Source organism: Gymnodinialimonas ulvae (assembly GCF_037543845.1).
In the GTDB taxonomy this organism is placed as follows: Bacteria; Pseudomonadota; Alphaproteobacteria; order Rhodobacterales; family Rhodobacteraceae; genus Gymnodinialimonas; species Gymnodinialimonas ulvae.
The window spans coordinates 303,053-314,900 of sequence record NZ_JBBIFX010000002.1 but is presented as its reverse complement, the minus strand read 5'-3'; the positions used below and the strand labels follow the sequence as shown (position 1 = coordinate 314,900).

At 61.1% G+C, this 11,848-nt stretch carries 13 protein-coding genes; 9 read left to right on the top strand and 4 right to left on the bottom strand.

Annotated features, from left to right (window positions below; all coding sequences use genetic code 11):
* Positions 1-51: 51 nt before the first annotated feature.
* From pncA to V8J83_RS11320, 5 genes are all read left to right on the top strand, one after another.
* A complete protein-coding gene (gene pncA, locus V8J83_RS11340; protein WP_339986420.1) occupies positions 52-648 on the top strand; it encodes a bifunctional nicotinamidase/pyrazinamidase in 597 nt (198 codons plus the stop codon).
* Positions 649-737: 89 nt separating this feature from the next.
* On the top strand, positions 738-1,421 hold the full coding sequence (aqpZ, locus tag V8J83_RS11335; protein WP_339986419.1) for an aquaporin Z: 684 nt from the start codon (positions 738-740) through the stop codon (positions 1,419-1,421).
* A 100-nt stretch (positions 1,422-1,521) separates the two neighbouring features.
* On the top strand, positions 1,522-2,634 hold the full coding sequence (locus V8J83_RS11330; RefSeq protein WP_339986418.1) for a serine/threonine protein kinase: 1,113 nt from the start codon (positions 1,522-1,524) through the stop codon (positions 2,632-2,634).
* A 78-nt stretch (positions 2,635-2,712) separates the two neighbouring features.
* The gene (locus V8J83_RS11325; RefSeq protein WP_339986417.1) at positions 2,713-3,195 is read left to right on the top strand and encodes a hypothetical protein; all 483 of its coding nucleotides are present in this window, start codon (positions 2,713-2,715) and stop codon (positions 3,193-3,195) included.
* A gap of 7 nt (positions 3,196-3,202) precedes the next feature.
* On the top strand, positions 3,203-3,862 hold the full coding sequence (locus V8J83_RS11320; protein WP_339986416.1) for a hypothetical protein: 660 nt from the start codon (positions 3,203-3,205) through the stop codon (positions 3,860-3,862).
* A gap of 30 nt (positions 3,863-3,892) precedes the next feature.
* Here V8J83_RS11320 and V8J83_RS11315 read toward each other — a convergent pair whose 3' ends face one another.
* Entirely contained in the window at positions 3,893-5,023 is a 1,131-nt protein-coding gene (locus tag V8J83_RS11315; RefSeq protein ID WP_339986415.1) for a THUMP domain-containing class I SAM-dependent RNA methyltransferase, read from the bottom strand.
* 154 nt (positions 5,024-5,177) lie between these two features.
* The gene (locus V8J83_RS11310) at positions 5,178-5,810 is read right to left on the bottom strand and encodes a VPLPA-CTERM sorting domain-containing protein (RefSeq protein WP_339986413.1); all 633 of its coding nucleotides are present in this window, start codon (positions 5,808-5,810) and stop codon (positions 5,178-5,180) included.
* Positions 5,811-6,141: 331 nt separating this feature from the next.
* Between V8J83_RS11310 and arsH the strand changes: the two genes are divergently transcribed.
* Positions 6,142-6,858: an arsenical resistance protein ArsH gene (arsH, locus tag V8J83_RS11305; protein WP_339986412.1), complete on the top strand. Its 717-nt coding sequence runs from the start codon at positions 6,142-6,144 to the stop codon at positions 6,856-6,858.
* A gap of 6 nt (positions 6,859-6,864) precedes the next feature.
* Here the strand turns inward: arsH and V8J83_RS11300 are convergent, their stop codons facing one another.
* Positions 6,865-7,455, bottom strand: a complete 591-nt coding sequence (locus V8J83_RS11300; RefSeq protein ID WP_339986411.1) for a TetR/AcrR family transcriptional regulator — start codon at positions 7,453-7,455, stop codon at positions 6,865-6,867.
* A gap of 153 nt (positions 7,456-7,608) precedes the next feature.
* Between V8J83_RS11300 and V8J83_RS11295 the strand changes: the two genes are divergently transcribed.
* From V8J83_RS11295 to V8J83_RS11285, 3 genes are all read left to right on the top strand, one after another.
* Positions 7,609-8,004, top strand: coding sequence for a DM13 domain-containing protein (locus tag V8J83_RS11295; protein WP_339986410.1), 396 nt, complete (start codon positions 7,609-7,611; stop codon positions 8,002-8,004).
* Positions 8,005-8,321: 317 nt separating this feature from the next.
* A complete protein-coding gene (pncB, locus tag V8J83_RS11290; protein ID WP_339986408.1) occupies positions 8,322-9,614 on the top strand; it encodes a nicotinate phosphoribosyltransferase in 1,293 nt (430 codons plus the stop codon).
* A 32-nt stretch (positions 9,615-9,646) separates the two neighbouring features.
* The gene (locus V8J83_RS11285; RefSeq protein ID WP_339986407.1) at positions 9,647-11,185 is read left to right on the top strand and encodes an SIR2 family protein; all 1,539 of its coding nucleotides are present in this window, start codon (positions 9,647-9,649) and stop codon (positions 11,183-11,185) included.
* Positions 11,186-11,336: 151 nt separating this feature from the next.
* On the opposite strand, the gene arfB is transcribed toward V8J83_RS11285, so the two are convergent.
* Positions 11,337-11,753: an alternative ribosome rescue aminoacyl-tRNA hydrolase ArfB gene (gene arfB / locus V8J83_RS11280; RefSeq protein WP_339986406.1), complete on the bottom strand. Its 417-nt coding sequence runs from the start codon at positions 11,751-11,753 to the stop codon at positions 11,337-11,339.
* Between the last annotated feature and the right edge of the window lie 95 nt (positions 11,754-11,848).

Below are 11,848 nucleotides of genomic sequence, written 5' to 3'. Positions count from 1 at the left end.
TGTCTCTGCCCTCTCAAGACATAGGGTTGTTAACACATTCGGAGCCTGCCCATGTCCAAAGCCCTCATCGTCATCGACGTCCAAAACGATTTCTGCCCCGGCGGTGCGCTGGCCGTGCCCGAAGGCGACGCAATCATCCCCGGCATCAACACGCTGATGGCCGATTTCGACGCGGTGATCCTGACGCAGGATTGGCACCCGGCGGGCCATTCCTCCTTCGCGTCGTCGCATCCCGGCAAGCAGGACATGGACCTGATCGACATGCCCTACGGCCCTCAGGTGCTCTGGCCCGATCACTGCATCCAGGGCACAAGCGGCGCGGAGTTCCACCCCGGCCTCGATGCGAACCGCGCCGACCTGATCATCCGCAAAGGGTACAACCCCGCCATCGACAGCTATTCCGCCTTCTTCGAAAACGACCAAACCACCCCCACCGGCCTTGAAGGCTACCTGCGCACGCGCGGCATCACCGACCTGACCATGCTCGGCCTCGCCACCGATTTCTGCGTCAACTATTCCGCCGTCGACGCCACGAAGCTGGGCTTCGCCGTCACCGTCCGCACCGATCTCAGCCGCGCCATCGACTTCGGCGGCTCGCTTGAGGCCGCGCGCGACGACATGCGCGCGGCGGGTGTCGCCCTGCTTTAGGGACACCTTGCGATTTCTTTTCCCCGTTCTGGCCTGCGTGCACCTGTATACACCGTCCCCATATCAAAACCTGTTTAGGGACAGTTATTATGCAAAAACCACTCGCGGAATTCATCGGGACGTTCACTCTTGTCCTGTTTGGCTGCGGTGCCGCCGTTCTGGCCGGCGCTGACATCGGCCTGACGGGCATTTCCTTCGCCTTCGGCCTTGCGCTGATCGGTATGGCCTATGGCATCGGCCCGGTTTCGGGCTGCCACATCAACCCCGCTGTTACCCTCGGTGCAGTGGCCGCGGGCCGGATGACCATCGGCGACGCGATCCCCTACATGGTCGCGCAGGTCGCGGGCGCCATCGCGGGCGCCGCCGTGCTCCTGATGATCGCCTCGGGCAAGGCCGATTACAGCCTCGCCACCAACGGTCTCGGCCAGAACGGCTGGGGCGAAGGCTACCTTGGCGAATACAACATGATGGCAGCCCTGCTGTTCGAGATCGTCGCGACCTTCCTCTTCATGGTCGTCATCCTCGGCGCAACCGGTGCCAATGCCCCTGCCGCTTGGGGCGGTCTGGCCATCGGTCTGGCGCTTGTGGTGATCCACCTCGTCGGCATCAACGTGACCGGCGTGTCGGTAAACCCCGCGCGCTCCATCGGGCCCGCGCTTTTTGCAGGCGGCACCGCTCTGGCGCAGCTTTGGCTCTTCATCGTGGCCCCGATCATCGGCGCGGTTGCGGCAGGCATCCTGTTCCGCACCGGCCTGCTCGACGGCGAGGCCTGAAGCCCCGCTGACACACCAACGGCAAGGGGCGTGATACCCCTTGCCGACCCCGAACACGCCCCCTAAACCTGCGCAATCTCGTGCAAAACGGAGGGGTCCGATGTCCACCAACACCATCGTCAACAGCTGGAATGAATGGGATCCTCTGCGCCACGTCATCGTGGGCCGCGCCGATGATTGCCACATCCCGCCCGAGGAACCCGCGCTCGACGCCAAGGTCCCCGAAGACAGCGACATGCGCGGCCAATGGGGCCGCCGCCCGCAGGAAACCATCGACCGCGCGAACGAGCTTCTCGACACGTTCGCAGGCCAACTGCAGGCGCGCGGCATTCGCGTCGACCGTCCCGATAGCATCGACCATTCCAAACCCGTCACCACGCCGGATTTCCACACGCAAAGCCAATTCGGCTGCATGCCGCCCCGCGATGTGCTTCTGACCGTCGGCTCCGAGATTCTCGAAGCCACGATGTCCTATCGCTGCCGTTGGTTCGAATATCTCAACTACCGTCCCCTGCTACAGCGCTACTGGGAAGAAGACCCCAATTTCCGGCACGAGGCCGCGCCGAAGCCGCGCCTGACCGATGCCGATTACCACCCCGATTACCTGTCGGACAAAATCGGCGTGGAAAAGCGCCTGCAATGGGCGGCTGAGAAGTTCTTCGTCACCACCGAGGAAGAGCCTCTGTTCGACGCCGCCGATGTCCTGCGCTTTGGGCGCGATCTCGTGGTGCAGCACGGCTTCACCACCAATCTCAAGGGCATCGAATGGCTCGCCCGCCACTTCCCCGATCACCGCGTGCATACCGTGAACTTCCCCGGCGATCCCTACCCGATCCACATCGACGCGACGTTTACGCCGCTGCGCCCGGGTCTGATCCTCAACAACCCGCAGCGCCGCCTGCCGGAAGATCAACGCGCCCTCTTTGCGAAGAACGATTGGGAAATCGTCGACGCCGCGCAACCGGCCCACAACGCGCCCCCGCCGTTGTGCTACTCCTCCACCTGGCTCAGCATGAACGTCCTGGTCCTCGATCCCAAAACCGTCTGCGTCGAAGCCTCCGAGGTCTACCAGATGGAACAGATGGACAAGCTCGGCATGAACGTCATCCCCGTCGAGCTGCGCGATGCCTATGCGTTCGGCGGTGGCCTGCATTGCTGTACCGCGGACGTCTACCGCGAAGGCACCTGCGAGGATTACTTCCCGGTGCAGTAACCCGCGCCCATCATTTCTTGCCTAAAGGCGACGGCCACCGCATACTTGCTCGATCTGCCACCTTCATGAAAGTTCCCGATGGCTCAGATCCTCCAAGTCCTCGCTATTGGCGCCGTCACCTTCGGGACGGGTGCGGCCACGATGACCGTGATGAACGAGGATATCCCGGACCTGCAGGTTCCCGAAGGCGCATGGATCGACAGCGGTGCGCTCGACGGGATGACCTTCGACATCCATGGCACCGACCTCGGCAGCGGGGCGGCGCTGGAGGATGAGCTGGTGTTTCGCGATGGCACGTTCATGTCGGTCGATTGCCAGAATTATTGCGACTTCGGCTGGTCCGAGTACCAGACCAAGGAAATCGACGGCGTCATTCACTTCACCGCCACGACCCTCTGCCCCGACGCGCCCCATACGGTCGTGTTCCATGGCAGGGTCGACGCCACCGATATTGTCCTCGACGCCACGTGGACCACGCGGCGCTGGTACTGGACCAACCAGATCGAGATAACGGCCACCGGCACCGCCGTGCCGTCCGACGCGCCAGCCGTCTCGGGCTGAACCGACGTTGACCACCCGCTCCCCGAGCGCTCTCGCACGGATTATCCTGCGCCTTGCCCTGCTGATCGGCGTGGTCGCGCTGGCGACCTGGGGCGCTCATGAAATCCGCGACGCCCTCGACCTGCAGATCCGCCCCGACAACGAGCAGCAAGTGCATCGCTTCGTGATGTTTGTGGCCGTTGGCTATATCCTGCTTTTGGCGATCCCCTTCGTGCCCGGCGCCGAGATCGGCATCGCAATGCTCACCGCGTTCGGCCCGATCATCGCGCCGCTGGTCTATATCTGCACCGTGGCCGCGATGATGCTGGCCTTCACCATCGGGCGCTACCTGCGGCCCGAAACGCTGGCCCGGGCGCTGGCGGTTGTGCGGATGCGGCGGGCCGCCGATCTGGTGGCGCGCGCGGCGGATTTGCCACCGCAAGACCGGCTCGCCCTGTTCGAGGGTGACGCACCCGGCGGCATTCGCAAACTCGGCCTGCGCTATCGCTACGTGGCGCTCGCGCTTGCGGTGAATACGCCCGGCAATTCGATCATCGGCGGGGGCGGCGGGATCATGATGATGGCTGGCCTCACCGGCATCTTCTCACCGCTCACAACGCTCCTCACTGTCGCACTCGCCGTCGCTCCCGTACCGCTCGCGGTGATCTTCCTCGGCTTGCAGCTCTGACGCGGGCCGATCGGGACCGGCCTTCCCCCATCACAACACACACCGGTACAACTGCACCTTGGTCCCCGAATGATCCACCGGCCCGCCGCCGTCCAGCGCCAGTCCGGTCGCCTTCGCCAAGCCGCCATCACTCGTCACAATCCCCACCGACCAGCCGCCGAACCGCGCCGACAACACCGCGCCCAGCGCACCATACAACCCAAACAACAGCTTCCGATCCCCAATCCGTCCCCCATAAGGCGGGTTCACCAAAACGATCCCCGGCGCAACGCCCTCCGGCGGCAGCAGATCACTCACCGCCGCACGCTCGAATGCCACAAGACCCGCCACCCCGGCTCGCTCCGCGTTTCCGCGCGCGCCACGAATGGCACCGTCATTGCGGTCAAAGCCGAAAAACCGCGCCGGCCCCTGCGCGCGCGCTGGCCCCTCTTTGCTTTCCAAATACCTCCGCCGGAGGCTCCCGCCCTCGGCCATTTTCTCAAAGGCGAACCCCCTGGAGCGCCCCGGGATCAACCCCGCCGCAATCTCCGCCGCCTCAAGCACAATCGTCCCCGATCCGCACATCGGATCCACCACGGCCTGCGTGCCGTCAAAGCCCATCTCCCGCAGAAAGGCCGCCGCCATCGTCTCGCGCAGCGGCGCCTTGCCGACAAATTCCTTGTGCCCGCGCCGATGCAGCGGCGCACCGGTCGTATCCACCGAAATCGTGCACAGGTCGTCGTCGATGCGCACCTTCACCGTGATCTCGGCCTCCTTGGCAATCGGAATGCCCGCCGCCGTCACGCCCCCCTCGACCCGCTGCACGGCCGCCTTGTTGACGTAAATCTTCGACCGGCGGCACGTCGCCTCGACCCGTACCGGAACCTCCGGGCACAGAATCGAACGCCAATCCACCTTCTTCGACCGCTTGTCCAATTGCGCCAGATGCATCGCCCGGAATTCCGCCACCCGCAGCAGCACCCGCACCGCACACCGCAGGTGAAGATTGGCCCGCGCCGCCTCGGGCAATCCGCCGTCGGCCTCGACGCCACCCGGCACCGCGCGCACGCCGGTGAACCCCGCCGCGCGGGCCTCCTCCGCCAACGGGCCTTCCAGCCCCGGCTGCGTCACAAGGAACAGGCCCGCCGGGCTCGCATCGGAACGTGTCGATGAATGCGTCATCCGGTCTTGCTAGACCATATCCTGACCGACATGCAGCAAGAATACCGCACCGCGCCGATTTGAACCCGCGCCTGACGCTGTCGCCCTGACCTCCAAAGCAAAAGGCCCCGATCCTGCGATCGGGGCCCTTGCAAATCTTGTCCAGACTGACCGCTTAGGCGGCGGCTGCAGCCTGCTTCTTGCGCAGGCGCATCGCGCCCAGGCCACCGACACCCGCCAGCAGCAGAAGCGCCGAGGCCGGAAGCGGCACGGGGGCCACGCTGTCGAGGGTCACGCGCGCACGCACGGTTGCAGTGTCACCCAGAAGGATCGCGCTGCCCTGCTCAAGCTCAACAGTGTATTCGGTGCCGTCGGCCAGCGAGACGGTGTTGAACTGGTCCGAACCCCAATCCAGCGAACCGCCGCTGATGAACCCGAAGAACGTCGAGAATTCACCGCTACCGGACGTGGACGAGAAACCACCGGGCTCTGCGAACGCAAGCGTCGCATGCACGGAATAGGACTCGTCAAGCGCAATGCCAGAGGCCGTCAGGCTGAAGAAGTCGAACCAGCCGCTGGTCTCGCCCTCGTCAAGGTCAAAGCTTGTCCCGATCGCGCCCGATGCATCGGCATCGATCGACGCATACTGGAACGAGCCGAACCACGGCGAATATGTCGTACAATTGTCGCACGACGCCGAGGCGGTTGTGCCGGCACCAACGGCGAAGTCAACCGAGGTGGCCTGTGCCACACCGACCGACAGGCCAAGGGCCAAAACAGCGCCCGGAATGAGTTGAATTGCTTTCATGGAATACTCCCAATCCTTACATCGGCCACAACGGCCAACTGCGTACTACTCGCAAAATATAGCCGAACTTTTCCAATTTTTCTACAAAGAATTGCTTTTTTGTGAACACGGTTAAGCCGCTATTGACACACGGTTTTTTCCACATTCTGGTCACATTTTGGAATTGTTTCCGAATGCGTGACAGTTTTACAACGGCCCGGGCGGCGGATTTTTGCCCATCCCGAAACCTCGGGTTCGGACCCGTCTTGCGGGGTCTCCGGCCCCGTAAAATCTGACTCTCATGGGCGCCAGCACCCTTGCATCCCGCGCCTGCGCGCCGCATCACTTCGCCATGGATGATGCGACATTTCCGGCCCTCGATGCCGCCCTATTGCCCGATATTGATATGTCCGAATTGTGGCGCGCCGATGCCGACGGGCCGCCCCGGTTCCTGCTGCTTTACGGGTCTCTGCGAGAGGTCTCCTATTCCAAGGCGCTGGCGCTTGAATGTGATCGGCTGCTGCGCCGCTTTGGGGCCGAGACGCGCGTTTACAACCCCGAGGGCCTGCCGCAGCCCGATGGTGCGCCCGATGCGCATCCCAAGGTGGCCGAACTGCGCGAGGTCGCCGAATGGTGCGATGGGTTCGTCTGGGTCAGCCCCGAACGCCACGGTGCCATGACCGGCATCATGAAAAGCCAGATCGACTGGATCCCCTTGTCGATGGGTGGCGTGCGCCCGACGCAGGGCAAAACCCTCGCCGTGCTCCAGGTCAGTGGCGGATCGCAAAGCTTCAACACCGTAAGCCAACTTCGCATCCTCGGGCGCTGGATGCGCCTTTTGACCATCCCCAACCAAAGCTCCGTTCCCAGGGCCTGGGATGAGTTCAAGGACGGGCGCATGAAGCCCGGCCCGCTCTACAACCGCGTCGTCGATGTGATGGAAGAGCTGGTGAAGTTCACCCATCTCACCCGCGCCAACCGCGCCTACCTTCTCGACCGCTATTCCGAGCGGGTCGAAAGCCGCGCGGCGCTGTCCAAACGTGTGAACGCCGCCAAGGCCGACGAGTGACCCGCGTCATGCGGCGCGCACCCTTTCGGGGTCAATAAGCGCAAGCATCGCCTCCACGCTGCGGTCGAGGTCTTCGGCCGTCGCCTGCGCCCGCGCCAGGATCCGCAGCCCGACATATTGTGTCACAAGCACCCGTGCCATCTCGGATCGCGCGTCGGGCGGTCGGGTCATCTCGGCAAGGGCCACCTCGAAGGCTGCCCGCATGTCCTCCAGCAATCCGTCCACCACATCCGCGATCTCGTGATCGTCGAACGCGGGGCCGGCGGCGGCCGAACACAACAAGCACCCGCGCCTGTCACCCTGCCGCACCACCTCCACCACGCTGCGAAAGAGCGCCGCAATCCGGTCGTGGCCCTCCGGCACATCCGGGTCGCGCAGCATCGCGATGGCCGGGGCGACCTGCGCCGTCTCGTAGCGCGCCATACTTGCCATGAAGAGCGATTTCTTGTCGGCAAACGCTTTGTAGAGGCTGCCCTTCGTCATCCCCATCCCATCCAGCAACAACGCGATGGAGGCCGCGTCGTAGCCGTGGTGCCAGAAGACATTCATCGCGGCTTCGGTGGCCTCGTCTTCATCAAATTCGCGGGGTCGCGCCATGGTGGGCCCTCCTGTGCGGCCAGCATAGTTTGGAAACGATCGGTTCACAATCACGCCTATGTGTTTTGTACCGTTTGGTTCCAAACTGTATCACCGCCTCAATACCCGGCGACTCACCGCCATGCCTCAACCCTGATACAGAAAGCTGATCCCATGAAACGCATCTCCACCCTGACCGCCACCGCCTGCCTCTTTGCCTCCGTGGCCACTGTCGCCTCTGCCGATACAGTGACCGCGTCGGGCACCTTCACCGGGCTCAGCGATCACATCACCACCGGCGGTGTCTCGGTCGTCGAAACCTCCGGCGGCGGCGCTGTCGTCATCCTCGACACGGACTTCAGCCTCGACGGCGCGCCCGATCCCAGCGTCGGCTTCGGCATCGACGGCGAATATGTCGCCGCCTCCGATCTGGGCGAGCTGACCTCGATCAATGGGCTGCAAGCCTTCATCGTCCCCGACGGCCTCGACCTCGCGGAGTTCAACGAAATCTACATCTGGTGTGACGAATTCTCCGTCCCCCTCGGCGTCGCCGCGCTCAGCAACTCCTGACGCCCCCATCGCCCGGATAAAGGACACCCCCCATGCCCCGCTGCCTCCCCAACACCTCCTACGACTGTCCCTTTGCACTCGGCCTGGTCGTCGTGTCCTTTATCCTCGCGCTCGGGGCCACCAACCCCGCCGCCCTCTACCTTTCCTTCACCACAGGCGCCGTCGGATTTGCCCTCAAACTGCTGACCCACCACCAATGCCGCGTCCCCCGGCATGCGGCCCGACAAACGGCGCACCGCCGGACCAACACCCCGCTTCCGCCTTGCCTCCCCCACCGACACTTGCTCTAACTCCCCCCGCAACCGGAGAGAGAGCCCATGGTCGACATCGCCACCCGTGTCTGGAACCACAAATGGAAGATCGACCCGATCGTCCGCTCGCTCATCGACACCGATTTCTACAAACTCCTGATGTGCCAATCGGTGTTCCGCAACAAACCCGACGCCACCGTCACCTTCTCCCTCATCAACCGCACCACGCGCATTCCGCTGGCCGACCTGATCGACGAAGGCGAATTGCGCGAACAACTCGACCACATCCGCACCCTGCGCCTGACGCGCGGCGAAAGCACATGGATGCGCGGCAACACCTTCTACGGCCAGCGGCAGATGTTCAGCCCCGAATTCATGGATTGGTTCGAAGACCTGCAACTGCCGCCCTACCATTTGGAGCGCGTCGGCGATCAATACGAACTCACCTTCGAAGGCGCCTGGCCCGAGGTCATGTTGTGGGAAATTCCCGCTCTGTCCGTCCTCATGGAGCTGCGTGGCCGCGCCGTCCTCGACACCATGGGCCGGTTCGAACTCCAAGTCCTCTACGCCCGCGCCATGACCAAGCTGTGGGAGAAAATCGAACGGCTGCAAGGCAACCCGGACCTGCGCATCGCCGATTTCGGCACCCGTCGCCGCCATTCGTTCCTGTGGCAGGATTGGGCCGTCCAGGCCATGCGCGAAGGCCTCGGCGATAGCTTCGCGGGCACGTCGAACTGCCTCATCGCCAAGAACCGCGATCTGGAGGCCATCGGCACCAACGCCCACGAACTTCCCATGGTCTACGCAGCTCTGGCCAAAGACGACGCGGCACTCGCCGCCGCCCCCTATGACGTGCTGTCGGATTGGCACGAGGAACACGACGGCAACCTCCGCATCATCCTGCCCGACACCTACGGCACCCAAGGCTTCCTCGACAACGCCCCCGACTGGCTGGCGGGCTGGACCGGCATCCGCATCGACAGCGGCGATCCCGCCACCGGCGCCGAAGTCGCCATCGATTGGTGGAAGTCCCGCGGCGAGGACCCGCGCCAGAAACTCGTGATCTTCTCCGACGGGCTGGACGTCGACAAGATCGAGCAACTCCACCAACAATTCGCAGGCCGCGTGCGGGTGTCCTTCGGCTGGGGCACCCTGCTCACCAACGATTTCCGCGGCCTCGTCGCAGGCGATTCCCTCGCGCCGTTCAGCCTCGTGTGCAAAGCTGTATCGGCCAACGGTAAAGCCACGGTTAAACTGAGCGACAATCCCGAGAAGGCGATGGGCCCGGAGCGGGAGATCGAGCGGTATAAGCGGGTGTTTGGGGTCGGCGAGCAGGAACGGGTTGAGGTGGTGGTTTGACAAGGAACGGCATCACCAGCGAATTGGCAGCAATGCTTGCGGACTCATCCGGCGCCCCATTTCTCTTTCTAGGCTCTGGTTTTTCGAGACGATACATTGGCTTAGAACAATGGGATGAGCTACTTGCGAAGTTCACTGAAGGCTTGAAGGAGTTCAGGTACTATTCAACGACAGCCAACGGCAACCTTCCGGATGCCGCAGAGCTGATCGCGAAGGATTTTCATGAGCTATGGTGGAGCGATGAAAGATATGCAGAAGCCAGGGAGGTAGATGGACCAACGCTTACTGACCAGACTTCTGCCCTTAAGCTTGAAATTTCAAAATACCTAAGGGAAACCGTCCTTGACCCAGAATCACAATCGACACTAAGTGACGAGATCGAATTACTTACTCAGCTGAACGTCGACGGAATAATCACGACAAACTGGGACCTTCTGATTGAAGAACTCTTTCCTGATTACAGGACATTTGTTGGACAAGAAGAGCTAATCTTTTCCAACCCTCAGTCAATCGCAGAAATTTACAAAATCCATGGTTGCTGCTCAAAACCAGAGACACTTGTTCTAACTGCTACCGATTATGATAGATTTTCAGAGAAATATCCTTACCTAGTTGCGAAACTTATAACAATCTTTATCGAGCATCCGGTTGTATTTATCGGCTATAGCCTTGCGGACGAGAACGTCCAAGCAATGCTTTCAAGCATATCATCATGTTTAAACTCCGAACAATTGGAACGTTTCTCTCGAAATATCTTTTTCGTTCAAAGAGCAAAAGACGGTGATCCTTCGTCAATTTCCCCATCAGTAATTCAAGTCGGAGAAAGCAGAATATCAATTTCCCTAATAAGAGTATTCGATTTTTCGGAGGTATACGCAGCGATTGAAACTGTGAAGCGTAAGGTTCCTGCAAGAGTTCTGCGCTTTTGCAAAGAGCAGATGTATGAACTCGTCAAGTCGAGCAAACCCGAAGAGAAACTAGCAGTAATTGATTTTGATGCCATCGAATCCCATGAAGATATAGAGTTCATCGTTGGTGTTGGAGTTGCAAAAGAACAGGAAGCTGAGGGACTAGCTAAGGACGGATACAAAGGCGTTGGGCTTGATGACCTATTTGTCGATGTAGTTTTAAATGATCGTGGCTACGATCCCGAAGCAATTCTTAGTGAAGTATTTCCAAATTTTCGAAGAACCAATAACAAATACTATCCAGGCTACAAGTATCTTTCAGAAGTCGGAATTAAATCGATAAGCGAGCTTTTGAAATCCAAACACTCCAAAATACTTCCCTATTTCAACAAATATAAGAGGAAGGATTTCAGAGTAGCTGCCTTTAGAACGCAGTTTGAAAAAGACGGCGCAGGAAAGTCAACTCTAGAAATCATTGAGAGCGTTGTGCCTGATAAAGCAGCTCTCATGATTCCCTTTCAAGCAGACTCCGATATTGACCTTCGCGTGCTACAGAGCTTCTTGGCAGCACATATAAGGAAGTTCTCAGACCCGAAAGACTCATACGCGACCTATTTTAGGAAACTCGCTGTCTTGTACGATAAGTTGTCAAATGGGTTCTGAGGATCCGTTGGAATGTCTAGCGAGCGCAGGAGGGTGAAGGACACGTTTTCTTTCAAATATCCCCTCTGATCCTCTTGGCAAACCTTAACAAAACCCCCTTTCCCCAACAAAACCAACCCCTTAACCCCCTTGTGCACGCGTGCACAAACCCTCATTCCTCCACCTTCCCCCGCCCAGCCTTCACTTCCCCCCGCACCTTCTTCGCCTTCAGCCGCCGCTCCACCGAGCCGCGCGTGGGCCGTGTCGCCCGCCTCTTTTTCGGCACCACCAGCGCCCGGCGCACAAGTTCCGCCAACCGCTCCCGCGCGATCTCCCGGTTCCGGGCCTGCGAGCGCGTTTCCTCCACGAACAGAACAACCGCCCCGTCCTTCGTCCACCGCCGCCCCGCGATCCGCCGCAGCCGCGCTTTCACCGCCCCCGACAGTGCCGGCGAGCGCTCCGCCTCGAACCGAAGCTCCACCGCAGACGAGACCTTGTTCACGTTCTGCCCGCCCGGCCCCGACGACCGCACGAACTGCTCCGTGAGTTCCCAGTCCTCGATGCTGATCTGGTCCGTAATGCGCAGCATGGCTTTCTCTTCGCGTCTATACCGGATCTATACCCAGTCTATACCGGTTCTATATGCTCGATTTCGCACGAAAAAGGGCTGCCCGATACGAGCAG

Coding starts and splice junctions, on each gene's coding strand:
- pncA (WP_339986420.1), top strand. CDS start 52: ATGTCCAAAGCCCTCATCGTCATCGACGTCCAAAACGATTTCTGCCCC.
- aqpZ (WP_339986419.1), top strand. CDS start 738: ATGCAAAAACCACTCGCGGAATTCATCGGGACGTTCACTCTTGTCCTG.
- V8J83_RS11330 (WP_339986418.1), top strand. CDS start 1,522: ATGTCCACCAACACCATCGTCAACAGCTGGAATGAATGGGATCCTCTG.
- V8J83_RS11325 (WP_339986417.1), top strand. CDS start 2,713: ATGGCTCAGATCCTCCAAGTCCTCGCTATTGGCGCCGTCACCTTCGGG.
- V8J83_RS11315 (WP_339986415.1), bottom strand. CDS start 5,023: ATGACGCATTCATCGACACGTTCCGATGCGAGCCCGGCGGGCCTGTTC.
- V8J83_RS11310 (WP_339986413.1), bottom strand. CDS start 5,810: ATGAAAGCAATTCAACTCATTCCGGGCGCTGTTTTGGCCCTTGGCCTG.
- arsH (WP_339986412.1), top strand. CDS start 6,142: ATGGATGATGCGACATTTCCGGCCCTCGATGCCGCCCTATTGCCCGAT.
- V8J83_RS11300 (WP_339986411.1), bottom strand. CDS start 7,455: ATGGCGCGACCCCGCGAATTTGATGAAGACGAGGCCACCGAAGCCGCG.
- V8J83_RS11295 (WP_339986410.1), top strand. CDS start 7,609: ATGAAACGCATCTCCACCCTGACCGCCACCGCCTGCCTCTTTGCCTCC.
- pncB (WP_339986408.1), top strand. CDS start 8,322: ATGGTCGACATCGCCACCCGTGTCTGGAACCACAAATGGAAGATCGAC.
- V8J83_RS11285 (WP_339986407.1), top strand. CDS start 9,647: ATGCTTGCGGACTCATCCGGCGCCCCATTTCTCTTTCTAGGCTCTGGT.
- arfB (WP_339986406.1), bottom strand. CDS start 11,753: ATGCTGCGCATTACGGACCAGATCAGCATCGAGGACTGGGAACTCACG.